20 protein-coding genes are annotated in these 25288 nt (G+C 65.4%); 6 read left to right on the top strand and 14 right to left on the bottom strand.

The window, feature by feature from the left end:
- Positions 1 to 275 precede the first annotated feature (275 nt).
- Positions 276 to 947, top strand: coding sequence for a response regulator transcription factor (locus N2604_RS37760; protein ID WP_260372983.1), 672 nt, complete (start codon positions 276 to 278; stop codon positions 945 to 947).
- An 85-nt stretch (positions 948 to 1032) separates the two neighbouring features.
- On the opposite strand, the gene N2604_RS37755 is transcribed toward N2604_RS37760, so the two are convergent.
- Positions 1033 to 3873 (bottom strand): tetratricopeptide repeat protein, encoded by a 2841-nt coding sequence (locus N2604_RS37755; protein ID WP_260372982.1) that lies wholly within the window; start codon positions 3871 to 3873, stop codon positions 1033 to 1035.
- A gap of 199 nt (positions 3874 to 4072) precedes the next feature.
- Here N2604_RS37755 and N2604_RS37750 point away from each other — a divergent pair, with 199 nt between their 5' ends.
- The 4 genes from N2604_RS37750 (at position 4073) to N2604_RS37735 (ending at position 7030) form a co-directional block, all read left to right on the top strand.
- Positions 4073 to 4492, top strand: a complete 420-nt coding sequence (locus N2604_RS37750) for an organic hydroperoxide resistance protein (protein WP_260372981.1) — start codon at positions 4073 to 4075, stop codon at positions 4490 to 4492.
- A gap of 35 nt (positions 4493 to 4527) precedes the next feature.
- On the top strand, positions 4528 to 5553 hold the full coding sequence (locus tag N2604_RS37745; protein ID WP_260372980.1) for an alpha/beta fold hydrolase: 1026 nt from the start codon (positions 4528 to 4530) through the stop codon (positions 5551 to 5553).
- Positions 5554 to 5623: 70 nt separating this feature from the next.
- On the top strand, positions 5624 to 6187 hold the full coding sequence (locus tag N2604_RS37740) for a cytochrome P460 family protein (RefSeq protein ID WP_260372979.1): 564 nt from the start codon (positions 5624 to 5626) through the stop codon (positions 6185 to 6187).
- Positions 6188 to 6205: 18 nt separating this feature from the next.
- Complete coding sequence (locus N2604_RS37735) at positions 6206 to 7030, top strand: SDR family NAD(P)-dependent oxidoreductase (RefSeq protein WP_260372978.1); 825 nt, start codon at positions 6206 to 6208, stop codon at positions 7028 to 7030.
- A gap of 10 nt (positions 7031 to 7040) precedes the next feature.
- Here the strand turns inward: N2604_RS37735 and N2604_RS37730 are convergent, their stop codons facing one another.
- Positions 7041 to 10550, bottom strand: a complete 3510-nt coding sequence (locus N2604_RS37730) for a PAS domain-containing hybrid sensor histidine kinase/response regulator (protein ID WP_260372977.1) — start codon at positions 10548 to 10550, stop codon at positions 7041 to 7043.
- 324 nt (positions 10551 to 10874) lie between these two features.
- Positions 10875 to 12104 carry a 5-aminolevulinate synthase gene (gene hemA, locus N2604_RS37725; RefSeq protein ID WP_260372976.1) on the bottom strand — a complete coding sequence of 410 codons (1230 nt, stop codon included), beginning with the start codon at positions 12102 to 12104 and terminating at the stop codon, positions 10875 to 10877.
- Between the two features lie 276 nt (positions 12105 to 12380).
- On the opposite strand from hemA, the gene aroQ reads away from it, so the two are divergent.
- Positions 12381 to 12812: a type II 3-dehydroquinate dehydratase gene (gene aroQ / locus N2604_RS37720; RefSeq protein ID WP_260372975.1), complete on the top strand. Its 432-nt coding sequence runs from the start codon at positions 12381 to 12383 to the stop codon at positions 12810 to 12812.
- Between the two features lie 195 nt (positions 12813 to 13007).
- Here the strand turns inward: aroQ and N2604_RS37715 are convergent, their stop codons facing one another.
- The 11 genes from N2604_RS37715 to N2604_RS37665 form a co-directional block, all read right to left on the bottom strand.
- Entirely contained in the window at positions 13008 to 14069 is a 1062-nt protein-coding gene (locus N2604_RS37715; RefSeq protein WP_260372974.1) for an MBL fold metallo-hydrolase, read from the bottom strand.
- 188 nt (positions 14070 to 14257) lie between these two features.
- Entirely contained in the window at positions 14258 to 16402 is a 2145-nt protein-coding gene (locus tag N2604_RS37710) for a methyl-accepting chemotaxis protein (RefSeq protein WP_260372973.1), read from the bottom strand.
- Positions 16403 to 16571: 169 nt separating this feature from the next.
- Positions 16572 to 17297: an outer membrane protein gene (locus tag N2604_RS37705; RefSeq protein WP_260372972.1), complete on the bottom strand. Its 726-nt coding sequence runs from the start codon at positions 17295 to 17297 to the stop codon at positions 16572 to 16574.
- Positions 17298 to 17521: 224 nt separating this feature from the next.
- Entirely contained in the window at positions 17522 to 17842 is a 321-nt protein-coding gene (locus N2604_RS37700) for a hypothetical protein (protein WP_260372971.1), read from the bottom strand.
- Between the two features lie 128 nt (positions 17843 to 17970).
- Entirely contained in the window at positions 17971 to 18912 is a 942-nt protein-coding gene (locus N2604_RS37695; RefSeq protein WP_260372970.1) for an AEC family transporter, read from the bottom strand.
- A 275-nt stretch (positions 18913 to 19187) separates the two neighbouring features.
- Positions 19188 to 19397, bottom strand: a complete 210-nt coding sequence (locus tag N2604_RS37690; protein WP_080133401.1) for a hypothetical protein — start codon at positions 19395 to 19397, stop codon at positions 19188 to 19190.
- Positions 19394 to 19570 (bottom strand): hypothetical protein, encoded by a 177-nt coding sequence (locus tag N2604_RS37685; protein WP_260372969.1) that lies wholly within the window; start codon positions 19568 to 19570, stop codon positions 19394 to 19396. The genes N2604_RS37690 and N2604_RS37685 overlap by 4 nt, the downstream gene beginning before the upstream one ends.
- Before the next feature lie 369 nt (positions 19571 to 19939).
- Entirely contained in the window at positions 19940 to 21559 is a 1620-nt protein-coding gene (locus N2604_RS37680; RefSeq protein WP_260372968.1) for an ABC transporter ATP-binding protein, read from the bottom strand.
- Between the two features lie 2 nt (positions 21560 to 21561).
- Entirely contained in the window at positions 21562 to 22401 is an 840-nt protein-coding gene (locus N2604_RS37675) for an ABC transporter permease (protein WP_260372967.1), read from the bottom strand.
- Positions 22398 to 23369 (bottom strand): ABC transporter permease, encoded by a 972-nt coding sequence (locus N2604_RS37670; RefSeq protein ID WP_260372966.1) that lies wholly within the window; start codon positions 23367 to 23369, stop codon positions 22398 to 22400. The genes N2604_RS37675 and N2604_RS37670 overlap by 4 nt, the downstream gene beginning before the upstream one ends.
- A gap of 240 nt (positions 23370 to 23609) precedes the next feature.
- A complete protein-coding gene (locus tag N2604_RS37665; protein WP_260372964.1) occupies positions 23610 to 25160 on the bottom strand; it encodes an ABC transporter substrate-binding protein in 1551 nt (516 codons plus the stop codon).
- Between the last annotated feature and the right edge of the window lie 128 nt (positions 25161 to 25288).

Raw genomic sequence — 25288 nt, 5'->3', positions numbered from 1 at the left:
CCCGAAAATCGTTTCCTCTCGCCCCCAGAATGTCCGGACGTGCCGGATCAACCCAGGTCTTGGCCACAAGGTAACATCGGCGTGAAACCCGCCCCAATACGACTTTCGGCCTTGCGTACTGGCGCTGCGGTATCGGGCGCCGGTGTGCAAATGCCCGAGCCCAGGATTAACCCCTTTGCAGCAAAGGGATAATGTGCACTTGCATGCCACGGCCGCTCGGGGAAGAATTGACGCACCCGGTTCGCCGACCCGGCGCGAACGACAGCAAGAGAACGATGAACGCTCCTTCGACTCATCTCGTCATCGCCGATGATCATCCCCTATTCCGCGATGCGCTGCGGCAGGCGGTGGCGGGCGTTCTCCCCTCGGCCCGGATCGACGAGGCCGGAACCTTCGAGGACCTGACCAAGCTTCTGGAGCAGACCTCCGAGGTCGACCTGGTCCTGCTCGACCTCTCCATGCCTGGGATCTCCGGCTTTTCCGGCCTGATCTATCTGCGCGCGCAATATCCGGCGATCCCGGTCGTGATCGTCTCGGCCTCCGACGACAGCGCCACGATCCGCCGCTCGCTCGATTTCGGCGCCTCCGGCTTCATCCCCAAGCGGTTCGGGGTCGAGACCTTGCGCGATGCCATCCTCAAGGTGATGGAAGGCGACGTCTGGGTTCCCGCTGACACCGATCTGTCGGCGGAGGCGGATCCCGACATGACGCGTCTGCGCGACCGGCTGGTGACGCTGACGCCGCAGCAGGTCCGGGTCCTGATGATGCTGTCGGAGGGCCTGCTCAACAAGCAGATCGCCTACGAGCTCGGCGTCTCCGAGGCCACCATCAAGGCCCATGTCTCGGCGATCCTGCAGAAGCTCGGCGTCGAAAGCCGCACCCAGGCGGTGATCGCCGCCGCCAGGATCGCCGGCGGCCAGTGGAAGCAGGGCACGCCAGCGGGATAGTCCGCACAAACAGTCCCGTCGTCCTGAGGCACTGGAGCGTAGCGGAGGCCCGGAAGGATGACGGAACTTGATGTGGCGCAATTGGCTACAGCGTCGGGAGCAGACGATTGGCCGCTCTGATATCCGCGGTCTCGGAGCCTTCTGCAAAGCCCTCAAGCGCCGATTGAAACAATCGTTTTGCGTCCTCGTGCCGGCCGCGTTCGACGAGTAGCCGCGCAAGATCGATCGCGGCCCGCAGCACCCAGGCTTTTGCGCCTTTGCGCCGGCTCAGATCCAGCGACTGCATGAAGCAGACTTCTGCCTGCTCCGTATCGGGCTCCGGCAGCGACAACAGAACTCGGCCCTTCATGCGCAGCAGTTCGGGCATGTAGAGATGATCGCCGCTTTGCTCGACGAGGCGAATGGCGTCGTCGATCAGCTCGGCGCTCTGCTCGATCTGCCCAAGCGCCACCAAGCCCTGGACCAGCGCGATGTTGAACGTCGTGGTGAGCAGCTCGTAGCCGGCATCGTGGAGCTCGCGCAGGCAGGTCCTGATCGTCTCGACGCCACCGGCGGCATCGCCACGGTGGATCGCCAGCTCGCCTTTGACGCCGCGGCCGACGGCGAGATAAGGCCCCATCGAGCGCGAATTGGCATGCGCGATGAAGCGGTCGATGCTCTCGTCGGCGCCGTCGAGGTCTCCATTCCACAGGTCGATCGAGACCGCCCAGATCAGCGCAATGCAGAGCGTGATCGGGTGATCCATCTGTGCGGCCTCGGCGACCGTCTGCTGCGCCAGCTGCAGCGCTTCCGCGGGCCGGCCTTGCAACCAGAGCTCGCGGGCCAGCGTGATGCCGGCCCGGTTGCGATGATCGAAGCCATGGACGGTGCTGACTAGCTCCGTGCCCGGACCTTGCCAGGCGACCTCCAGCATCTTCAGCGCGTCGTGATGCTCACCTGCCAGATGCAGCGAGACACCGAGGAGAGAATGGGCGAGGGCGATCGAGGCGGGGTCGCCCAGCGTCCGCGCGACCGCGAGGCTCCTTTGCGCATAGCCGAGCGCGGCGTCGAACTCTCCCATCCGCTCGTGAAAGATATGCATCCGGCCGAGCAGCTGGAGCTGGTTGACTTCGTCGCCGCGCGCTTCGGCGATGGCAAGGCTCCTGCTCAAGGCGCTACGCGCCGCTTCGCTGCCGCCGCGGGTGAACATCAAGGTCAGCCCGAGGGCGGCCTGGATGTGCATTTCCTCGGCGCTGCCGCGCGAGGAGGGGGCAATCGCCAGCAGCGCCCGTTCCGACCAGCGCCGGCATTCGATCAGCAAGGACATCGCCAGGAAGATCGGCGCCGCGGCGGCGGCGAGCGCAACGCCGATGCCGAGATCACCGCCCGGGCCGAAGCACCAGTCGAGCGCGGCGCGCACATTGTGAAGCGCGGAGAAGTGAGCAGCCCGCTCGTCTGCGCTCGGCACCGTCGCCCATGTCGTGCCGGCCTGCTCCAGCCATCGCCGGTAGTAGGTCGCGTGGCGGGCGGCGAGAGCCGCGTCGTCCGGTTCTATCTCGAGCAGATAGGCACGCGTCGTGTCGAGCAGACGGTAGCGCATCATGGCGCCGATGGGCCGCGGCGCGACCATCGACTTGGCAACGAGACTGTCGACCGCGTCGAACAGGCGGGGGCGGTCGACGCGCTCGTCCGGCACGACCTCCAGCGCGGCGTCGATGGTGAAGTGCCCGGCGAAGACCGCAAGCCTGCGCAGTACGAGGCGCTCGATATCCGACAATAGGCCGTAGCTCCAGTCGAGCGTGGCCTGCAACGTCTTCTGCCGGGGTGGTGCCGTTCGCTGGCCTTGCCAGAGCAGATTGAGGCGCGCGTCGAGCAGCGCGGCCGTTTGCTCCAGGCCGTAGGCTTCGACCCGGCCGGCAGCGAGCTCGATCGCCAGCGCCATGCCGTCGAGCTTGCGGCAGATCCTGGCGATGATCGCAGCATTGGCGTCATCGAGCGCGATCTGCGCGCCGCCTGCCATGGCACGTTCGAGGAACAGCTGAAGCGCGGGATAGGTCTGTGCTGCGGCGACCGTGACGCCGGAGCCGTCGGGCGGAACGGCGAGCGGGGCCAGCCGATAGACCTGCTCGCCCTCGACGCGCAGGGCTTCGCGGCTGGTCGCGAGGATATGGACGTGCGGCGCCGCCTGGAAGATCTCTGCCGCCAGCGGCGCAGCGGCCGCAATGACGTGCTCGCAATTGTCGAGGATCAGCAGCATCCGCTTGTCCTGGAGATGTGCGAGCAGCGCCGGCAGGGGATCCTCGGTCTGCGCCGGCAAGCCAAGCATCAGCAGGATCGAGGTGATCACGAGATCGGGATCGCTCAGCGCGGCAAGGTCCACGAAGTGCGCGGCCTCGGAGAATGCTTCGAGCAGGTCGTGGGCGATCGCCACGGCGACCGCGGTCTTGCCGACGCCGCCGGGACCGGCAATCGTGACAAAGCGCGAGGCGATGAGCTTGTCGGAGACGGCGGCCATCGCATCGGCGCGCCCGACCATCCGCTGCAACCGGTTCGGGAGTTTCACGGGCGGCAATTCCAACCGCGGCGCGAGGCGTTGAGCTGCAGCAATATCGGCTTGCGAAATCGGCGCCACGAAGCAATAGCCGCGACCGGAGAGCGTCGTGATGTAGCGGGCGCCATCCTTGCCGTCGCCGAGCGCCTTGCGAAGCGCTGCGACGTGAAAGCGCAGATTGGTCTCCTCGACCGTGATGCCGGGCCATACCAGCGCCATCAGATCCCATTTGCTGACGACCTCGTTCGGCCGCGACATCAGCGCCATCAGCGTGTCGAACGCTTTCGCGCCGAGCTGCAAGACGACGCCGTCGCGCATCACGAGCCTTTCATGCGGCCTCACGGAGAATGGCCCGAACGATAGAGTTCCCGTCGTGGTGCCGGCCGGCTCGGTCATGGCGAAATCTTGGTCCCTTCGAGAGGCCCCGATAGCCAGATGATCGTGATCCGGCAAGGCCATCCGTGCATCGGCCTCAGACCGCGGATACAGGCCTTGTGAGGCGCGTAAGGCGAGACCTCACAACTTCTCACAAGTCCAAACGGGCGCGCCGCCGCAGCCGCTGCTAGGTCGGTGGCGTGACGGCGAGGAGACCATGATGACGCAGGCGGCAAAGATACTCTACACGGCCAGGACCCACACCAGCGGCGGGCGCCACGACGGCATCGCGCGCAGCTCCGACGGTCGCCTCGACGTCAAGCTGTCGCCGCCGGGCGGCGCGGGAATCGGCACCAATCCCGAGCAATTGTTCGCCGCCGGCTGGTCGGCCTGCTTCGAAGGCGCGATGGAGATCGCGGCGCGCAAGCGCAAGATCGAGCTTCCCAGGAAAAGTGCTGTTGATGCGGAGATCGATCTCGTGCTCGACGAGGGCGCCTATTCGCTTCGCGCACGCCTCAATGTCAGCCTGCCGGGACTCGACCCCGAGATCGCGCGCGGCATCATCGACGATGCGCACCAGACCTGTCCTTATTCCAAGGCGGTTCGCGGCAATATCGACGTCACGGTCGCGCTGATCTGACGAACATCTACCAATCACCACAAGGCAGCAACATCATGAAGCAGATCATCGACCAGCAGCGCCGTAACTTCTTTGGCATCGCGGCGGGAACCATCGCCGTCGGTCTCGGCGTGATCGACCTCGCTCGCGCCGAGACCGACGCGCGGCAGGACGCATCGAACGCATCCTTCGGTCCGATCAAGCAGCTCGATGCCGGCGTCCTCAATATCGGCTATGCCGAGGCGGGGTCCTCGAACGGTCCCGTGGCGATCCTGCTGCACGGCTGGCCTTACGACATTCACGCCTTCGTCGACGTCGCGCCGATCCTGGCCAAGGCCGGCTATCGCGTGATCATCCCCTATCTGCGCGGCTATGGCTCAACGCACTTCCTCTCCAGCGAGACGCCGCGCAATGGCGAGCCTGCCGCAATGGCCACCGACATCATCGCGCTGATGGACAAGCTCGACATCAAGAAAGCGGTCGTTGCCGGCTTCGATTGGGGTGCACGCACTGCCGACATCATCGCCGCACTGTGGCCGGAGCGCTGCCGCGCGCTGGTGTCGGTCAGCGGCTACCTGATTTCCAGCCAGGCTGCCGGCAACGCGCCGCTGCCGCCATCGGCCGAGCTGCAATGGTGGTACCAGTTCTATTTTGCGACGGAGCGCGGCCGTGCCGGATACGAGAAGTACACGCACGATTTCGCCAAGCTGATCTGGAAGCTCGCCTCGCCGCAGTGGAAGTTCGACGACGCCACCTTCGCGCGCAGCGCGGCAGCGCTCGACAACAAGGATCATGTCGCAATCACGATCCACAATTACCGCTGGCGGCTCGGGCTCGCCCAGGGCGAAGCCAAATACGAGCAGCTCGAAAAGAAGCTGGCCGCGGCGCCGGTCATCGCCGTGCCGACCATCACGATGGAGGGCGATGCCAACGGCGCGCCGCATCCCGAGCCCAGCGTTTATGCCAAGAAGTTTTCAGGCCGATACGAGTTCCGCCTGATCACCGGCGGCATCGGCCACAATCTGCCGCAGGAAGCGCCGCAAGCCTTTGCCAAGGCCGTCATCGACGCCGACGGCGCCTGAGGATTTCTACTCCCGGTACGGCCGAGGCCGGGCCAGGATCCACCCGTTGCTCTCGGCTTGCTGAAACGTCATGACACCGATCGAACCCGAACAGAAAAGATTCTCCTTCTCCACGGCGATCGTGCTCGCCATGCTCCCCCTCGTGGTTCTCCTGACATGCGTGCCGTACCTCATCACCGTCGCGCTGGCGGAGGGGCCGACGCCACGTGGCCCGGCGGACGCCTCGCCGATCTTCGGCGTCACGATTCCGTCCGGCTACAGGCAGTGGGAGCTGATCGCGCCGGCCGAAGAGGCCGCGCCGCTCGACGAGCTTCGTGCTGTCGTCGGCAACCAGACCGCCATCGATGCGTATCAAGCCGGCAAACTCCCATTCCCCGACGGTGCCATTTTGGTCAAGCGCGCCTGGAAGCGGAAACAATCTCCGGAGTTTGCGTCCGCGACCATTCCCGGCGCCGCCACCACGGTCCAGGTGATGGTCAAGGATTCCAAAAAGTATGCCGCAACCGGCGGCTGGGGCTTTGGTCGCTTCATCGACGGCAAGCCGGCCGACGAGGCTCAGCATCGCACCTGCTTTGCGTGCCACGACGCGCGTGCCAAGGGACGCGATTACGTCTTCACGCGGCTGGCGCCTTAGGTCGACCCGGAGATCGTGGTGTCGAAGACATGGTTCATCAGCGGCAGCTCGCGCGGGCTTGGCCGGGCCATCGTGGAAGCCGCGCTCGCGGCGGGAGATCGCGTGCTGGCTTCGGCCCGGAACCCAAATCCGCTCGAACCGCTGCTGAAGCGCTTCGGCGAAAGCCTTCGGCTTGCATCGCTCGACGTGACCGACGAGGCGGCAGCGCAAGCGGCGGTCGGCCTCGCCGTGCAGGCATTTGGCGGCGTCGACGTGGTGGTGAACAACGCCGGTTACGGCGATCTCGGATCGGTCGAGGATACCAGCCTGGATTCGTTCCGCCAGCAGATCGAGGCCAATCTGATCGGCACTATCATCGTCACCAAGGCGGCGATTCCGGTGCTACGTCGCCAGCGCCGTGGCCATATCGTGCAGGTCTCGTCTGTCGGCGGGCGGATTGGCGCTCCGGCGCGCGCGGCGTATTCCGCCGCGAAATGGGGAATCGAAGGCTTTTCGGAATCGCTGGCGCGCGAGATGGCGCTGATCGGCGTGAACGTCACGATCGTCGAGCCCGGCGGTTTTCGCACCGGTTTTGCGCAAGCCGCACATGGAACCGGCGAAGGACGGCCGGAGTACGATGCGGTCGTCGGTGCCGCCGTCAGGATGCAGCGCGATTACGACGGCCGCCAGCCCGGCAATCCGGCCAAAGCTGCGGCCGTGGTGCTCAAGCTTGCCGACATGGAGCGCCCGCCTCTGCGCATTGCGCTCGGAAGCGACGCCGTTGACGCCATCGCCGCGACCGACAGGCTCCGCCTCGAGGAGCTTGAGAGGTGGCGGACGCTCAGCGTATCGACCGACTACTGACCCCTGCGTCTCACTCCGCCGCCACCATCTGCTGCGTGCGCCACTGACCGAGCAGGGCGCGGAGCGAGGCCGGCTTCACCGGCTTGTTGAGCACCGCGATCTTCTCGTCGCGCGCGGCGACCTGCACGGCGGGGCTGCGATCGGCGGTGATCAGGATCGCAGGGATTCCATCGCCGAAGCGGCGGCGGATCTCGCGGATGGCGGCGATGCCGTTGCCGCGATCGAGGTGATAGTCGACGAGCAGGCCGGTGACGCGCCGTCCGGCGGTTTCGATCGCGGCGATCGCGCCTTCCGGATCGGCGACCGCGATCACCTCGGCGTCCCAGGCCTTGAGCAGCGTGCGCATGCCGTCGAGGATCGCTGCATCGTTCTCGATGCAGACGATCAACGCGCCCGAGATCGGCGTTCGCGCCAGCGGCGTCGCGCTGGTCACCGCCGCGGTGTGGGTGATCGCCTTCGCCGTCGGCACCGTCACGGAGAAGACCGAGCCGCCACCGGCATTGGCCTCGATGGCGATGCCGTGGTTGAGCACGCGCGCCAGGCGTTCCACGATCGAAAGCCCCAGCCCCAGACCGCGCGCGATCCGCGCTCCCTGCTCCAGGCGATGGAATTCCTTGAAGATCTCGCCGCGCTTGACCGGTGGGATGCCGACGCCGGTGTCGTAGACGCAGATCTTGAGCGAGGTGCCGCGACGGCGGCAGCCGACCAGCACCCGGCCGCGCGGGGTGTACTTGATCGCGTTCGAGATCAGGTTCTGCAGCAGCCGCCGCAGCAGCAGGCGGTCCGACTGCACCGGCAGCGAGCAGGGCACGAAGGCGAGCTCCAGGCCCTTGGCGCGCGCGATCGGCGCAAACTCGATCTCCAGCGAGCGCATCAGATCGGCCATCTTGAAGCTCGAGATCGAGGTCGTCATCGCGCCGGCATCGAGCCTGGAGATGTCGAGCAGCGCGCCGAGGATTTCCTCGATCGCCTGCAGCGATTCGTCGATGTTCTCGACCAGCCGCGTCTCTTCGCCATTGTGCTGGCGCTCGACGAGGCTGGTGACATAGAGCCGCGCCGCGTTCAGCGGCTGGAGGATGTCGTGGCTGGCAGCGGCGAGGAAACGCGTCTTGGAGATGCTGGCGTCCTCCGCCGCGCTCTTGGCGAGGGCCAGCTCGGAGTTCAGCCGCGTCAGCTCCTCGGTGCGGTCGCGCACGCGCTTTTCCAGCGTCGCATTGGCGCGCTCCAGCGCTTCTGCGGCTTCGAAGGTGGGCGTTACGTCGGTGAAGGTGATGACGAAGCCGCCGCCGGGCATCCGGTTGGTGAGCACTTCGATCACCATGTGGCGTTCCGGCAGGCGTTCGAGATAGGGCTCGCTGTCGGTGGTGTAGGCGGCAAGGCGCCGCTCCAGCAGGGCCTCGCGCTCGAGCGGATCGCTCGGATCGCCGAGGCCGATGAATTCCAGGATTTCGCGCAATGGCGTGCCGAACTGGATGAGATGCAGTGGCACATTGAGGAGGTCGCCGAACTGCCGATTGGAGCAGATCAGTTGCAGATCGGCATCGAACACCGCGATGCCCTGGCGCACATGGTTGAGCGCGGTCTGGAGGATCTCGCGGTTGAAATGCAGCGCCGCGTGCGAGTCGTCGAGCAGCTTAAGTGCGGCCTTGGCGGAGACCGTCCGCTTGCGCAGCAGCAGCGACATCACGAGGCGGGACGAGGCCGCGCCGATCGAGGAGGCAATCAGGTGCTCGGCGTGTTGCAACAGCTCGAAATCGGCAGGTGCTCCTGGCTCCAGCCGCACGTTTCGCCGCGCCGAGAAGGCCTCGAAGGAATGCCGCGCGCGGTCGGGGCCGAGATATTGCGCCACCGTGGTCTGGATGTCCTGCACGGTGACGGTGGTGCGCCAGCGGCGGAAGCTCGGGGAGATCGGTGCGAGCGTATTGGGCACGAACAGATCCGCCTGCAACAGCTCGATGGAAGACGGCCGGCGTGCCAGCGACAGCAACACATAGGTCAGGATGTTGAGCGACAGCGACCAGATCACGCCGTGCATCAGCGGCGGCAGGTCGGCGCCGAACAGCGCCTGCGGCCGCAGCGCCTCGATGCCGAACGGGCCGTGCTGGAGCAGCAGGATGCCTGATGTCGAGGAATCCATGAAGCTCGGGATGAACAGCGTGTAGAGCCACACCGCAAAGCCGACCAGCATGCCGCCGATGGCGCCGCGTGCGGTCGCGCGGCGCCAGAGCAGACCGCCGAAGAAGCTCGGGGCAAGCTGGGCGATGGCCGCAAAGGAGAGCAGACCGATGGCCGCGAGCTGGGTATTGCCGAGCGCGCGATAGTAGAAATAGGCCATCACCATGATGGCGAAGATCGCGAGCCGCCGCGAGCGCAGCAGGAAGTTGCTGAAATCGGCACCGCCGGCGCGCCCCTCCGGCCGACGTTGCAGCACCAGGGGCACCACGAGGTCGTTCGAGACCATGATGGAGAGCGCGACGCATTCGACGATCACCATCGCAGTCGCCGCCGACAGTCCGCCGACGAAGACGGCGACGCTGAGCAGGTCCGCGTCGCCCTCGATCGGCAGGGCCAGCACGTACATGTCAGGATCGGCGGCGCCGAATGGGAAGGTCACAAGGCCGGCGAGCGCGATCGGGATCACGAACAGATTGATGGCAACCAGGTAGAGCGGGAACAGCCAGCGCGCGCGGCCGACCTCGGCATCCGAGGAATTCTCCACCACGCTGACGTGAAACTGGCGGGGCAGCAGCATGATCGCGCACAACGACAGCAACGTCATGGTCAGGAAGTTGCCGATCGACGGGGAATAGTTGATGGCGCGAACCGCCTCCGGCGTCCTCATCGCGCGCTCGATCAGTTCGTGCGGCGAGAACATCCAGAAGGTGACGAAGATGCCGGCGGCGAGAAAGGCGACCAGCTTGACGATGGATTCGGTTGCGACCGCCAGCATCAGGCCGTGCTGGTGCTCGGTGGCGTCGGTCTGCCGCGTGCCGAACAGCACCGCGAAGGCCGCCATCGCCAGCGTCACCACCAGCGCCACGTCGCCGAGGATCGGGATATGGGAGAAGGCCTGGTCTTCGCTCAGGATCGTTCCGAGCGAGGAGGCCACCGCCTTGAGCTGGAGCGCGATATAGGGCACCGAGCCGATGATCGCGATTGCGGCGACGGTGGCCGCCACCGCCTGGCTCTTGCCGTAACGGGCGCCGATGAAGTCGGCGATCGAGGTGATGTTGTGGGCCTTCGCCAGCTGAATGACGCGGCGGAGCACGCCGGCCCCTAGCCCGATCATCAGGATCGGGCCGAGATAGATCGCGAGGAAGTCGGTCGAGGTGCGGGTGGCGAAGCCGACCGAGCCGAAGAAGGTCCAGGACGTGCAGTAGATCGCCAGCGACAGCGGATAGATCAGCCCGGAGGCACGGCCGCGCCCGGCCGGCGAGCGGCGGTCGCCGTGGCTCGCCACCAGGAACAGGAAGCCGATATAGCCGAAGGCGGCGGCGATCACGCCCCAATCGTGCAGCATGGCGAGCGCGCTTCTCCCTGGGCGCCGGCGGCGCCCGAGCTCATTTTCCCAGCAAATCTAGCGCGTTGAGCGGACGCAAGCGACAGCGAAATGCCCGGTGCGGGCGGGAACTGCGGGCGTCGTTAAGGTGCAAGCGTGCACCAGCGGGCGCTTACCCTCCCCTGGAGGGGGAGGGTCGATCGCGCGTAGCGCGAGCGGGGTGGGGTGATCTCTCCACACGGGCACTGTCGCGTGAGGAGAGACCGGTCACCCCACCCCGTCTCACGCCTCGCTTCGCTCGACATGAGCCGACCCTCCCCTCCAGGGCAGGGTAGGAGCGAAAGCCTATTCCGCTGCCAGCGACTTGGCGCGCAGCGGCAGGCCGAGGCGGTCCCACACTTGCAGCAGCGCTTCGGCGAGCTGATCGATCAGGCCGTCGTCGTGATAGGGCGAGGGTGTGATGCGCAGGCGCTCGGTGCCCTTGGCGACGGTCGGATAGTTGATCGGCTGGATGTAGATCCCGTGCTGTTCGAGCAGCAGGTCGGAGGCCTGCTTGCACTTCTCGGGATCGCCGACGAACAGCGGTACGATGTGGGTGTCGCTCGACATCACCGGCAGGCCGGCGGCATTGAGGATCGCCTTGACGCGGGCGGCGCGGTCCTGGTGGCGCTCGCGCTCCCAGCTCGACGTCTTCAGGTGCCTGATCGCGGCGGTCGCGGCCGAGCAGACCGCCGGCGGCAGCGCGGTGGTGAAGATGAAGCCCGGCGCATAGGAGCGCACGGCGTCGATGATCTGGCCGTTGGCGGCGATGTAGCCGCCGAGACAGCCGAACGCCTTGGCCAGCGTGCCCTCGAGAATGTCGATGCGATGCATCACGCCATCGCGCTCGGCGATGCCGCCGCCGCGCGGGCCGTACATGCCGACGGCGTGGACTTCGTCGACATAGGTCATCGCGCCATATTTCTCGGCGAGATCGCAGATCCTGGCCAGCGGCGCGACATCGCCGTCCATGGAATACAGGCTCTCGCAGACGATCAGCTTCGGCCGATCGGGACCGGCCGCTTGCAACAGCTCTTCGAGATGCGCAACGTCGTTGTGGCGGAACACGATCCGCTCGCAGCCGGACTGGCGGATGCCCTCGATCATCGAATTGTGGTTGAGCTCGTCCGACAGGATCAGGCAGTTCGGAATGAGCTTTGCGATGGTCGGGATGCCGGTCTGGTTCGAGACATAGCCCGAGGTGAACAGCAGCGCGGCTTCCTTGCCGTGGAGATCGGCGAGCTCGGCTTCGAGCTGGACCAGTGGATGGTGCGTGCCGGCGATGTTGCGGGTGCCGCCGGCGCCGGTGCCGACGCGCGTCGCGGTCTCGACCATGGCGCCGACCACCTTCGGATGCTGGCCCATGCCGAGATAGTCGTTGGAGCACCAGATCACGACGTCGCGCTTGCCCTTGGCCGAGTGCCAGACCGCGTGGGGGAACCGGCCGGCCGTGCGTTCGAGGTCGGCGAACACGCGATAACGCCGCTCGGCGTGGAGACGATCGAGGGCGGAATCGAAGAATTGGGCGTAATCCATCGGCAAACCTGCAACGGAACCTGACCAAGGGGACGCATCTATTAGAGCTTTTCCAGCTCTAATGTCTATGCGCTATCCCACATTTGGATCTGTGGAGCATTTGGGCAAAATGCCCTATCCGGCGCGTCTCAGTTTGATCCCGATCAACCCTGCGCGACATATAATGCTGCTCTGCACCATCTGCCGGGCGACGGTTCAGCCCCGCGGCGTATGGTCTTCCGTCGCGCCCCGGCGCGCGCTTTCCTTGCTCAATCAGGCTCTCGAAAGGACCCTTCCATGAAGCGCGTGATGATCCTCAACGGTCCCAACCTCAACATGCTCGGCATTCGCGAGCCGCACATTTACGGCACGACGACGCTCGCGGAGGTCAACGCGAGCTGCGAGGACGCCGCCGCCAGGCTCGATCTCAAGCTTGCCTTCCACCAGTCCAACCATGAGGGCGTGCTGGTCGATCTGATCCAGTCGGCGCGGCAGGACGCCGACGCCATCGTCATCAATCCGGCCGGCCTCTCCTTCACCTCGGTCGCGATCATGGACGCGATCAAGACGTTCGAAGGCCCGGTGCTGGAGGTGCACATCTCCAACATCCACGCCCGCGACGAATATCACCGGCACTCCAAGATCTCGTTCGTGGCGACCGGCGTGATCTGCGGGCTGGGGCCGTTCGGCTACATCGCCGCGCTGCACGCCATCGCGAACATGAAGTGAGCGAATAGGCAAATGGCGCGCCCCGACAGCGGTGCGCTCCCTCGCCCCGTTCTTACGGGGAGAGGGTTGGGGTGAGGGGCTGTTTCGGCAATGATGGTGAGAGTTGGACTCGCGGAGAGTCCCCCCTCACCCGGAATCCGCGCGAGGCGCGAATTCCGACCTCTCCCCGCAAGCGGGGCGAGGTGAAGGATGAACTCACGTCGTCCGAAACTGCAGCACGCCGTCCTGCGTCTCGGCCGTGAGGCGGCCCTCGACGATCATGTAGTTGACGTGGGCGACGAGCTCGCCGGCGGCAAAGCCCATCTGGTGCTCGTCGAGCACGTGCTTGTTGAACACCACGGGCACCAGGGCGCGCGAGGTCTGCGGCACCTCGCGGCAGGCTTCCGCGATCAGGCGGCAGCGCTCCTCGTGGTGGTCGGCGAGCTGCTTGATGCGTGTCTTCAGTCCGTAGAACGGCACGCCATGGCCGGGCAGCACGAGCACATCATAGGGCAGCGTCGTGGTGAGGCTGGCGAGCGAGGCCAGATATTCGCCGAGCGAGTTCTGGTCGGGCTCGACCGCCCAGACGCTGACATTCGGCGAGATCTTGCTCAGCACCTGGTCGGCGGAGAGGAACAGCTTGTCGTCGGCGCAATACAGCATCACCTGGTCGAGCGCGTGGCCGCCGCCGGTGATGACCTTGAAGCGGCGCGTGCCGATCACGACGTCGTCGCCATGCGAGATGCGGCGGTAGGACGGCGGCAGCACCGAGACGCGCTTGAGATAGTCCTGGCCGCGGCCGAGCAGCTTTTCCGTGAGCGACTCGTCCATGCCATGGCGGCGGAAGAACAGCCGCTGTGCCTCGCGCCGCTCCTCGGTGCCGCGGTTCTGGTGATAGACCGATTGCAGATATTCGACCTGCGACATCACCAGCGGACAGCCGAAACGCTCGACGATCCACCCGGCGAGACCGACATGGTCGGGGTGCGAGTGGGTGACGATCAGGCGCGTGATGTTGACGCCCTGCAGCGGTCCGTCGAACAGCTTCGTCCAGGCCTCGATCGTCTCCTCGTTGCCGAAGCCGGCATCGATCATCGCATAGCCGTCGCCATCGGCGAGCAGGTAGATGTTCACGTGGTTGAGGCGGAACGGCAGCTTCAGCCGCGCCCACAACACGCCAGGCCGCACCTCGACCACCTGTTCGGGGCCGGGATGCTGTTCCCAGGGATAGCGCAGGGCCTCGGCTGAGGACTGCACGGTGTCGGTTTTCGAGCTCATGCTATCGGCTTAAACCCAGTGCGCGCAGGGCGCCAGCCGAAAAAGGATGCTGGGCTGCGAACGCATGGCGGTCATACCGAGGCAGTTTTCCGTAGCCCGGATGGAGCGTAGCGCAATCCGGGACCTCCGTGCTTCTGGCACGATCCCCCAATTACGCTACGCTCCATCCAGGCCAGAGGACAGGGCCCTTACGCCGCCCGCATGTCGTTGAGGAACGCGTCGATCTCCCCGCGCAGCATATCGGCCTCGCGCCGCAGCGCGTCCGAGGCGCCCAGCACTTCGGTGGCCGCAGCGCCGGCTTCGGCGGACGCGGTGGAGACGCCGACGATGTTGCTGGAGACCTCGCTGGTGCCGCCGGCCGCATGCTGGATGTTGCGGGCGATTTCGCGCGTGGCGGCGCCCTGCTCCTCGACCGCGGCCGCGATCGTCGTGGTGACGTCGTTGATCTCGCCGATGATCCGGCCGATGCCCTGGATGGCGCCGACCGCGGAGGTCGTGACCTCCTGCATGCTGGCGATCTGGGTGCGGATCTCGTCCGTCGCCTTGGCGGTCTGGCTGGCTAGGCTCTTCACCTCGGAGGCAACCACCGCGAAGCCGCGGCCGGCCTCGCCTGCGCGCGCCGCCTCGATGGTGGCGTTGAGCGCGAGCAGATTGGTCTGCGAGGCGATGGTCTGGATCAGGTCGACGACGACGCTGATGCGGCTCGCGCTGTCGGCAAGGCTCTGCACCGTGGCGTCGGTCGCTCCCGCTTCGTCGACCGCCTTCTTGGCGATCTCGGCGGAGGTCACGACCTGGCGGCTGATCTCCTGGATCGAGGAGGACAGCTGCTCGGTGCCGGCCGACACGGTCTGCACGTTGACCGACGTCTCTTCCGCGGCGGAGGCGACCGCGTTGACCAGCGCGTTGGACTGGTCGGCGGTGTTCGACATGCTCTGCGCGGTCGATTGCATCGAATTGGCCGATTGCGCCAGATTGTCGAGCGCGGAGCGCACCGTGCTTTCGAATTGGGCGATCTTCGCTTCCATGCGCGCGGCACGCTCGGCCTTGGCGATACGGTCCTTGTCCTGCTCGCTCGTCAACGCGCGGGTCTCGATCATGCTTTCGCGGAACACCTGCAGCGTGTTCGCCATCACGGAGATTTCGTCGTTGTGGTTCTTCGAGCGGTAGATCTCGGTTTCGAGATCGCCGTCGGCGAGCAGCTGCATCGACTGCTGCAATGCGCCGATTCGGCGCAGGATGTTGCGGCCGACATAGAGCCAGACGAACAGTGCCGAGCCGACCAGCATCAGCGCGCCCAGCGCAAGCATGACGGACGTCGCCAGCGAAATCTCCTGCCGTGCCTGGAAGGTCGAGGTGTTGGTCTCTTTCTGCACGCCGTCGACGAGCTGCTGCACGCTGATGCCGAGGCCGACATTGAGCTTGCGCGTCTCGTCCAGGATGGTCTGGCCGTAATCGATGGAGTCGAGCTCCTTCTCGCGCAGATTGAACACGCCGGTCTTGCCGGTGCCGAGCGCGAGCAGCTTTTCCGCGGCGTCGCGCAGCATCTTGTTGCCCTGGTTGTCCGGCAACAGATCGAGGTTCGACCGCAGGCGTCCCTGTGCCGTCTTGAATTCCTTCTGGATGTCGTCGAGCTTGTCGCTGGTGCTCGCCGAAAGCGCCGCGCTCATGTTGGCGGCCGCGAGATTGCCGCTGGCGACGACGTTGCCGAGCTGACCGACGGTCTGCGCGGCGTCGGTCGCATCTGCGGCGGACAGGTCCGCTGAACCGAGAATGGCATTGACGCGGGTCTGAGCGTCCAGCATCGCCGGGCTCGCTGCGCCGACGAAGGCGCCCTGCGCGGTGCGGAGCGCGTCATATTGTTTCTCGTGCAGCGCCGCGATGTCGAGCCGTTCCCGGGCGGCCTTGGTCAGGCTCTGAGCCGCCTCGTTGATGCTCTTCATCGTGTCGCTGAGTCCGGAGACGACGCTCTTGTCGCCGCCGAGCTCGATGATCTCGTTGAGCTTCTGCTGCGTCTGCTCCTGCAATTCCCTGAGCTTCTTGGTGCGTTCGTTCAGGGCATCCTCGCTTTGCGCCGCAAGCAGGGCCGGTCCCTGTGCCGCGAGGCTCGCACTCAGTGCCGACAATTGCAGGCTGGCCGACAGGCGCGGAATGTCTCGTCCGCTCAGCTCAGAAATGCGTCCGCCGAGATTCTGCAGCGCAAGGCCTGCGCCGGCCGCGATCACGAGGCCCATGCCCGCGATCACCGCGAAGGCCGCGAACAGGCTGCCGCGCACGCCCCATTTCGGCATTTTGAAACGCGGCTTGAAACGGCCGAGACTGAAACGGATCGCCATCGAAATTCCCCCACGCCCTTGCTTATGTTGTTTTGTGGCGGGGAGTATCGGTCGGGCCGGTTAAAAAATCGCAATTGCTGCAATCGCCTGCGCGTTCCGCAGAGCGAAAGAAAAAAGAGGGGCCGGTAACGTCGCCGGCCCCTCATCGCGATAATGCTTTGCTAACCGATCAGTAGCGCGCCACAGCCGGGCTTGCCCAGTTGAAGCGGTAGTTGACGCCCGCCTTGAAGGTATGGTCGTCGGTGGTGAAGCTGCCTGTGCCCGCGAGCGGACCGCCGGTGAAGCTCGCCTCGCCGAAATTGTAGTACTGGTACTCGGCCTTGGCCGACCAGTTCGGGGCGAACATGTATTCGAGGCCGGCACCGACGGTGTAGCCGTTGCGGTGATCGCCCGTGATGACGAAGGCAGTCGGCACGCCGCCGACGGTGACCTTCTCGTTGTTGTCCGAATAGGCGTAGCCGCCCTTCACATAGACCAGGCCGGGACCCCAGGTGTAGCCGACGCGGCCAGTGATCGAGCCGAGGCCGCGCTGGTCGTTGGTGTAGGCGATGCCGCCCGGGAACACCGCGCCGACGCTGCCGGAGAGCCAGGAATACTGGCCTTCGACGCCGACCACGAAGTTCGGGTTGAACTGCCAGTCCGCACCGACCTGCACGCCGCCGAGGAAGCGGCCGTTGCCGTTGTTGCCGGTGGAGAGGCCGTTGAAATTGTTGTCGCTGGAGAACGCGCCGCCGACATGGCCGCCGATGTAGAAGCCCGTCCAATTGTAGATCGGCGCGGCATAGGCCGGCGCGGGCGTCTTGTAATAATTACGGTTGCCGAGATCGGCGCCGACGGCCGGCGCAGCCGCGCCCAGCGCAAGCAGCGCCACGGTCGCAAACAGAATCTTCTTCATGGTCTTGAACTCCAACACGTAAGGTCCCCGGCGGGCGCGTTCGCTGCGCCGCATTGGTTTTGCAGATAGCTCGCTTTTGACGAAAATGCTGTCACATCCGTGGCACAGCGAGACCCAACCTAACTTGTTGGGGTGCAAATGATTTTCGTGCTTAACGCAGGCTTAAAAAATGGTGAAGGAAGGCTTAACGGTGCGCCTTGGCGGTAACTTGCGCGCGGCTTGTGTTAACCAAGGCGCCGCCGCACCTCATCGCGCATCTGCGCGCGAAAGGCGGCGCGCTTTGCCGGCCTGTCTTCCTCGCGCACGTCGTGTCGATCGAAGATGTCGAACTTCTCCAGGATCGGATAGCGCTCGCTCGCCATCGCGAGCACGCGCAAGATCCTGGTCGCCTCCGGCGTCGGGCCGCTGACCTCCCAGCGCCGGATGGTGTCGGCGCCGCTCGTCTCCGGCAAACTGCAAAGCTTGGCCATGTCGGCCGCGCTGAGCTTGCGCTCGAGGGCATCGGAGAGGTCGTTGCGAAGCTGCTTCAGTTCGGGGCCGGTCATGCTTGAGTCCAGGGAAGTCACTGAAAGCAATGCACTAGCGCTGATTCGGGTCCATCCAAAGGCGGCGGAGTGCGTCGCGCTCCGGCACTTGGTCCGAGCGCGCAGCGCGCGGCGGAAGCCTTGGTCGATCACTTGGCGCCAATCATCAGTCCGGAGAGCAGATAAAGCGCGACCAGCAATGTCGCGACCGACAGCATCGTCGTGATCGAGACCGTGGCGGCAACCAACTTTTCCTCGACCTTGTGCTCATGCGCGAGGACGTAGACGGTTTTTGCCGTCGGCACGGCCGCGCAGATGACCGCCGCAACCGTGTAGAGAGGGGCGAGGCCCATCACGACGCAAAGTCCGTAGACGATGAGCGGCATGACCACGAGTTTCACCGCCGCGAGTGCAAACGACGCTTTCAGGTTGGACCGCAGTCCCTCGACGGAGAGGCCTAGCCCGATGGCAAACAGCGCGCACGGCGTGAGCGCGGCAGCGATCATGTTGAGATAGGCCGCGACCGGTGCTGGAATCGGCAGTCCCGTCACCGCCCAGGTGAGGCCGATCAACGTCGACAGCACCATGGGATTGAGTAGGATTTGCCTTGCTAGTCCCGTGGAGTGCAGGGAGGCTCCGCGTGCATCGTGCTTTTCCAGCAGGATCACTGTGATCGGAAACATCACCGCGGCCACGAACAACGTCGCGACAGCCGCGGGCAGGACGGCGGGTTGGCCGTAGATCGCATGCAGGATCGGCAGCGCGACGAATCCGGTGTTGGTCATCGCCGCCGCCATCCCATGGATGGTGCTGCTGGCGAGATCGTGTTTGCCGCCTGCGCGCACGGGCAGGAACACGAGCGCGAAGCAGATCAGTGAACCGCCGCCGAATGCGAGCAGAAAGCGCCATTCCAGGAGATTGCGCGCCGCCTCCTGGGCGATCGTCACGATCAACAGCGCCGGCATCGCCACGTTGTAGGCAAAGTGGACCAGGGCATCGGCAAGCGAGCGGGAGAGATAGCCAAGCTCGCCTGCGAGCCAGCCGGTGACGATGATCGCGAATACCGGAAGAACGAGGCTGGCGACTTCCATCCGGCGTCCCCCTTGCTGCGAATGGCCGCAACAAGAGGTTACTCCGGGGATGGACTGACGTCACTGCCCAACGTTCAGCGAGGCGCTGCATTAGTGGTGGGTCCCGGACGCGCGAAGCGCGAGCCGGGACCCAGGGGCTGCAAGACTCGGGGCTGCGATGGGCCCCGGCTCTGCAGCACACCGCTCGCTGGACGGTGCTTCGCATCGCCAGGGAAGCGCTGCGCGGCGTCCGGGTCACGAGAACGTCTTACTCCGCCGGATCGAGACGTCCGGGCTTAGATCCCGCGGCCGGTCTGTTGACCGATCACGCAGCGCCATGCCGCCAGGCGCTCGGCCGGATGCTGGTTCATCCATTCGGCGAGCTGCGGCGCGCCCATCAAACAGGACTGCACCGAGACTTGCGCGAAGTCCGACGTGGTGACGATCTGCTCGTGACAATTGGAGGGAGAGGCGAGGCTGCAAAGCACGGCGATGATCTTGATCACGATACGTTACCCCCGTCGCGGCCGATGAACGGGCGACCGATTGCCGGCTTCGCCTGGTCCTCGTTGGCCGGATCGGCCGGCGGGAAGATGCTGTCGTAGATCGCGCGTGCCTCCTCGATGAGGCGTGCTCGCTCGCGCTCGGATTTTGAGACAAATCGAATAACTTCGCCCATGTTGGCTCCGAATACAGTGTGGGTCCGTCATGAGATGACGTCGATCATTTCAACCGTCATCTATGGTGCCGCCTTCCGCTTTGAAGCGGCGGGTCCGGTCACGACCGGATAAAAAGCGCGTGACCGCGCCGCGCCCTTCCCAGCATGCCGGTGTGCCTCACTTGCTGGGTTGTGGAGCTGCCCACCACGTCACGTTCGTCGTACGGCGCAGCCGCGACGAGCGAGTATTGGTGTCAACTCACCCCTTGCCGGGCATGAGCAAGGATGGTCTCTCGAAAGCAAATGCTGCTGGATCGAATAGGTTTCGTCCCGCTCAGCGTGCAAGTTTTTGGAACCATCACGGAGATCGATGAACGAAGACGAGCCGTCTCAGGCCGCCGGCGCGTGCTCCTTCCGTCCGGGCACGGCTGCGAGCAATTCGCGCGTATAGGCATGCTCGGGCGCGGCGAACAGTTGCGCAGTCGCCTTCAGCTCGACGATGGCGCCGCGCTGCATCACCGCGATGCGGTCGCAGATCTGGGCCGCGACCCGCAGATCGTGGGTGATGAACAGCATCGACAGGCCGAGGCGCGCCTTGAGGTCTTCCAGCAGCTTCAACACCTGCGCCTGCACGGAGACGTCGAGCGCGGAAACGGCCTCATCCGCGACGATGATCTCCGGCTCGAGCGCGAGCGCACGGGCAATGCCGATGCGCTGGCGCTGGCCGCCCGAGAATTCATGCGGATAGCGTTCGAGCGCGCCGGCGTCGAGGCCCACCATCTTGAGGAGATCGCGGGCGCGGTCGAACGCGACTTTCGGATCGAGGCCGGCTGCGATCGGGCCGTCGGCGATAATGTGGCCGATCTTGCGGCGCGGATTGAGCGAGGCGAACGGATCCTGGAAGATCATCTGGATGCGATGGCGTTCGGCGCGCAGCGCCTTGCCCGACAGAGACGTGAGGTCGGTCTCGCCGATCCGCACCGTGCCGCGGTCGGCTTCGATCAGCCGCATGACCAGCCGCGCCACCGACGACTTGCCCGAGCCGGATTCGCCGACCAGGCCGAGTGTCTCGCCCTTGAGAATGTTGAAATTGACCGCGCGCGCGGCATCGACGCGGCGGTCCTCGCGGAACCAACCGCCCGACGTGACATAGGTCTTGTCCAGCCCGATCACCTCGACGGCCCTGGCCCGATCGTCCAATGGCTCTCGCGGCGGCGGATCCATCGAGGGCACGGCGGCGAGCAATGCCTTGGTGTAGTCGTGCTGCGGCTCGCTGAAGACGGCCGCAGCCGGACCTTCCTCGACGACCTTGCCGTGGCGGAGCACCACGACCTGGTCGGCGATGTCGGCGACCACGCCGAAATCATGGGTGATGAACATCACCGCCATGTTGCGGCTCTGCTGGAGATTGCGGATCAGCTTCAAGATCTGCGCCTGCGTGGTGACGTCGAGCGCGGTGGTGGGCTCGTCGGCGACCAGCACCGCGGGCTCGAGCGCGAGCGCCATCGCGATCATGGCGCGCTGGCGCTGGCCGCCGGAGAGCTGGTGCGGATAGGCGCGCACGATGCGCTCGGGGTCGGGCAGGCCGACCTCGCGTGCCAGCGACAGCGCCTTGGCGCGCCGCTCCTTCGGCGTGAGCAGGCCGTGCGCCTCGAACATCTCCGCCATCTGGTCGCCGATCCGCATCAACGGATTGAGCGCGGTCATCGGCTCCTGGAAGATCATCGCCAGCCGGCGGCCGCGCAGATCGCGCCAGCCGTCGTCGTCGAGCTTGAGCAGGTCGCTGCCTTCGAACTGGATCTCGCCCGAGGCGACCGACACCGTATCCGGCAACAGGCCCATCAACGCATGCGCGCACATCGACTTGCCGGAGCCGGACTCGCCGACGACGCAGACGATCTTGCCGGGTTGCAGATCGAGCGAGACGCCGTCGACGGCGAAGGGGCGCTCGGCGCCCTTGGGCAGCGCGATCCGCAAGTTCCTGATGGAGACGGCGGGCGAGGCGGTCATCGTCAGCGGCCCTCCCGCGACAGGCGCGGATTGAGCGCGTCATTGAGGCCTTCGCCGATCAGGTTCAGCCCGAGCACCGAGATCAGGATGGCGACGCCCGGAAACACGGTGATCCACCAGGCCTGCCGGATCACGGTGCGGCCGGCTCCGACCATGTAGCCCCAGGAGATCAGATTGGGATCGCCGAGGCCGAGGAAGGACAGTGAGGATTCCAGCAGGATCGCGGTCGCCACCATCAACGAGGCCAGCACGATCACGGGCGACAATGCGTTGGGGAGGATTTCGCGCAGGATGATCCAGCTGTTGCTCTGGCCGGTGACCACGGCGGCCTGGACATATTCGCGCGTGCGCAGCGACAGCACCTCGCCGCGCACGAGGCGGGCGACCGGCGGCCAGCTCACCACCGCGATCGAGGCGACGATCGAGTAGATCGAGGGCTGCAGGATCGCGACCAGCACGATCGCGAGCGCGAAGCTCGGAATGGTCTGGAAGAACTCGGTGAAGCGCATCAGGGCGTCGTCGACCTTGCCGCCGAAATAACCGGCCATGGCACCGATCGGCACACCGACGATCAGCGCGACCAGCGTGGAGACGAGACCGACCAGAAGCGAGACGCGTGCGCCGAAGATCATGCCGGCGAAGATGTCGCGGCCGAGCGCGTCGGTGCCGAGCGGCACGGTCGACAGCGTGAACGGCGGCAGGAACGGCCGCTGCACCATGCGCCAGGGCGAGTTCGGGAACAGCATCGGTCCGAACACCGCGACGGAGACTGCGACCAGGAGGATGACGAGCCCGATGACGCCGCTCGGGCTCCTCAGCATCGATTTCCAGAACTGTTTCATGAGGCGAATTCGATGCGCGGATCGACCAGGCGATAGACGAGGTCGGTGATGAGGTTGAAGATGAGAACCATGGCGGAGCAGATCACGAACACGCCGAGCAGCAGATTGTAGTCCCGCTGCAGCAGGGCGTCGTACATCAGCCGTCCGATGCCGGGCCAGGCGAACACGGTCTCGGTGATGACGGCGCCGCCGATCAGCGTGCCGGAATGCACGCCGGCGAGCGTCACCACCGGCAGCAGCGCATTGCGCAGCACGTGGCGGCGCTGGATCACGGCGTCGGTGAGGCCCTTGGCGCGCGCGGTCTTGACGAAGTCGAGGCGCTTCACCTCCAGCATCGAGGCGCGCGTCATGCGGGTGTAGGTCGCCATGAAGAACAGTCCGAGCGTCATTGCCGGCATGATCAGGTGCTTTGCGACATCGACGGCATGGGCAAGGCCGGTGAGGTTGGCGCCGACCGTCTCGTAACCGAAGCTAGGCAGCCAGTCGAACGTGACCGAGAACAAGAGGATGCCCATCAGCGCCACCCAGAAGATCGGCATGGCGTAGAAGATCAGCGCGAATACGGTGATGCCGGTGTCGAGAAAGGTTCCGGCAAAGCGCGCGGCGAAGGTGCCGCAGAGGATGCCGAGCATCAGCGAGATAGCGAACGCCGTCAGGGTCAGGAGCAGCGTCGCCGGCAGCCGCTCGCCGATCAGCTTCGCGACCGGTGCCTGCTGGCGGAAGGAAAAGCCGAGGTCGAGGCTGACGACGCCCTTGACGTAGATGAAGAGCTGCTCGGGCAGCGGCTTGTCGAGGCCGAACTTCTCCCGGAGCTGCTTGACGAAGACCTGGTCGCTGGCCCCGGCTTCGCCCGCCATCACGATCGCGGGATCGCCGGGCGCCAGGCGGATCAGGAAGAAATTGAGGACGACGATCGCGAGCAGGACGATCACGCCCTTGAGGACACGCTGGGCGACGAAGGAGAGCATCTAGTGAGTCATATTGTGATGTGTTGTGATGTGACCTGGCGCCACGAGGGCAGTGCGCTCCCTCGCCCCGCTCTTGCGGGGACAGGGTTGGGGTGAGGGGCCTCTCCGCGAGATATCAGCAGTTGGACCCGTGGAGACTCCCCCTCACCCGAATGTGCGCTATGCGCACATTCGACCTCTCCCCCATCCGCCTTCGCCGAGGCTTCGGCGGAACAAGAGCGGGGAGAGGTGAAGAAGGGCTCACTTGTCGAGCCATGCGTCCTTGAAGCCGTCGTTGACCCCGATCCCCGTGGTGATCAGGTTCTTGACCTTGCAGCGCATGATGGTCGGGAATTGCAGCTCGAGCATCCAGGCCACCGGCACGTCCTCGACCAGGATCTTCTGTGCCTTCTCGTAGATCTCCTTGCGCTTGGAGTCCGGCGTCGCAACCGCGCCGTCGGCGAACAGCTTGTCGATCTCAGGGTTGGAATAGCCCTCGACGTTGTTGAAGACCTGGCCCTTGGCGATGTTGCTGGAGATGTAGTTGCGTCCTACCCCGAGCGCGGGGTCGCCGTACTGGTAGAGATAGGTGAAGGCGATGTCGTAATCCCAGTCGCTGATCTTTTGGTTGCCGCCGGCAACGTCGGTGGCGATCGTCTCGATGGTCATGCCGACGTCCTGGAGGTTCTGCTTCACGGCTTCACCCCAGCGCTGCCAGGTCTCGCCATAGGCGAGCGGTAAGAGGCGGATCTTCTCGCCCTTGTAGCCGGCTTCCTTCAGCAGCGCCTTGGCCTTGGCAGGATCGTAGGGATACTTCTTCACGTCGTCGGTGTAGTACTTGATGGTCGAGGCCGACGGGCCGGTGGCGACCTTGCCGAGCCCGTTCCAGATCACGTCCTTGGCGAAGTCGCGGTCGATCGCATACATGATCGCCTGCCGCACCCGCTTGTCGGCGAGCGGACCCTGGCGGTTGTTGAGCCACAGCCAGGCCAGCGGCGAGAAGAACTCCCAGCCGGCGCCGGTGACGCAGGTGTCCTTCAACTTGGACAACCGCGGCACATCGAAATTCTCGACCGAGCCGCCGGGCAGCACGTCGACCTTGCCGGTCTCGTACGCCACCGAGCGCGCGGCGGCGTCGGGGATGATCTGCCAATAGATCTCGTCGAGATGGGGCTTGCCCTTCTCGTGGTAATTCGGGTTCTTGACCAGGCGAATGAACGAGCCCTTCTGCCATTCCTTGAACATGAAGGGCCCGGTGCCGATGGGTGCGTTGTTGTAAGGGTTGGTCTTCCAGTCGGTGCCGTCATAGAGATGCTTCGGCACCATCGGCATCGAGCCGACCTCGAAGATGCCGAGGAACGGGCCGAACGGCTGCTTCAGCGTGAAGACCACCGTATGCTCGTCCGGCGTCTCGATCTTGTCGACCTGCGCCAAATTGGTGCGCGCGCGCGCATGGGTCTGTTTCAGCATCTCGATCGAGAACAGCACGTCGGCGGCGGTGAAGGGCTTGCCGTCATGCCAGGTCACGCCCTTCTTCAGCTTGAACGTGTAGGTCTTGGCGTCCTCGCTGACGCTCCAGCTCTCGGCAAGCTCCGGCAGCGGGTCGAGCTTGGGGCTGTAGCGCAAGAGGCCTTCGAAGATGTTGCCCGAGACCATCTGGACCGGGCCGTTCTGGACCATCGCAAGCATCAGGCCCGGCGGCTCGGGCTGGATCACGGCATTGATCACACCCCCCGCCTTCGGCCCTTGCGCCAGCGCAGGGGCCGCAAGGCCGCAAGCGAGGAGGACACCAAGCAACACTCGTTTTGGCATGTCGTATCTTTCTCAAGCGAGACCAGCCGGAAACGCTTCGCAGGCGTGCTCGCGCGCAAAGCGACGGTCGGTCCATCCCAGTCCCCATCCACCATCGAGGCTCACACAGTCCCGTTCGGCGCGGCAAG

It is taken from the genome of Bradyrhizobium sp. CB1015, from assembly GCF_025200925.1.
Classification (GTDB): Bacteria; Pseudomonadota; Alphaproteobacteria; order Rhizobiales; family Xanthobacteraceae; genus Bradyrhizobium.
Note: the sequence above shows the minus strand (reverse complement) of the source record. Positions and strands in the feature narration are given on the sequence as shown.

Coding starts and splice junctions, on each gene's coding strand:
- N2604_RS37760 (WP_260372983.1), top strand. CDS start 276: ATGAACGCTCCTTCGACTCATCTCGTCATCGCCGATGATCATCCCCTA.
- N2604_RS37755 (WP_260372982.1), bottom strand. CDS start 3,873: ATGACCGAGCCGGCCGGCACCACGACGGGAACTCTATCGTTCGGGCCA.
- N2604_RS37750 (WP_260372981.1), top strand. CDS start 4,073: ATGACGCAGGCGGCAAAGATACTCTACACGGCCAGGACCCACACCAGC.
- N2604_RS37745 (WP_260372980.1), top strand. CDS start 4,528: ATGAAGCAGATCATCGACCAGCAGCGCCGTAACTTCTTTGGCATCGCG.
- N2604_RS37740 (WP_260372979.1), top strand. CDS start 5,624: ATGACACCGATCGAACCCGAACAGAAAAGATTCTCCTTCTCCACGGCG.
- N2604_RS37730 (WP_260372977.1), bottom strand. CDS start 10,550: ATGCTGCACGATTGGGGCGTGATCGCCGCCGCCTTCGGCTATATCGGC.
- hemA (WP_260372976.1), bottom strand. CDS start 12,104: ATGGATTACGCCCAATTCTTCGATTCCGCCCTCGATCGTCTCCACGCC.
- aroQ (WP_260372975.1), top strand. CDS start 12,381: ATGAAGCGCGTGATGATCCTCAACGGTCCCAACCTCAACATGCTCGGC.
- N2604_RS37715 (WP_260372974.1), bottom strand. CDS start 14,069: ATGAGCTCGAAAACCGACACCGTGCAGTCCTCAGCCGAGGCCCTGCGC.
- N2604_RS37710 (WP_260372973.1), bottom strand. CDS start 16,402: ATGGCGATCCGTTTCAGTCTCGGCCGTTTCAAGCCGCGTTTCAAAATG.
- N2604_RS37705 (WP_260372972.1), bottom strand. CDS start 17,297: ATGAAGAAGATTCTGTTTGCGACCGTGGCGCTGCTTGCGCTGGGCGCG.
- N2604_RS37700 (WP_260372971.1), bottom strand. CDS start 17,842: ATGACCGGCCCCGAACTGAAGCAGCTTCGCAACGACCTCTCCGATGCC.
- N2604_RS37695 (WP_260372970.1), bottom strand. CDS start 18,912: ATGGAAGTCGCCAGCCTCGTTCTTCCGGTATTCGCGATCATCGTCACC.
- N2604_RS37685 (WP_260372969.1), bottom strand. CDS start 19,570: ATGGGCGAAGTTATTCGATTTGTCTCAAAATCCGAGCGCGAGCGAGCA.
- N2604_RS37680 (WP_260372968.1), bottom strand. CDS start 21,559: ATGACCGCCTCGCCCGCCGTCTCCATCAGGAACTTGCGGATCGCGCTG.
- N2604_RS37675 (WP_260372967.1), bottom strand. CDS start 22,401: ATGAAACAGTTCTGGAAATCGATGCTGAGGAGCCCGAGCGGCGTCATC.
- N2604_RS37670 (WP_260372966.1), bottom strand. CDS start 23,369: ATGCTCTCCTTCGTCGCCCAGCGTGTCCTCAAGGGCGTGATCGTCCTG.
- N2604_RS37665 (WP_260372964.1), bottom strand. CDS start 25,160: ATGCCAAAACGAGTGTTGCTTGGTGTCCTCCTCGCTTGCGGCCTTGCG.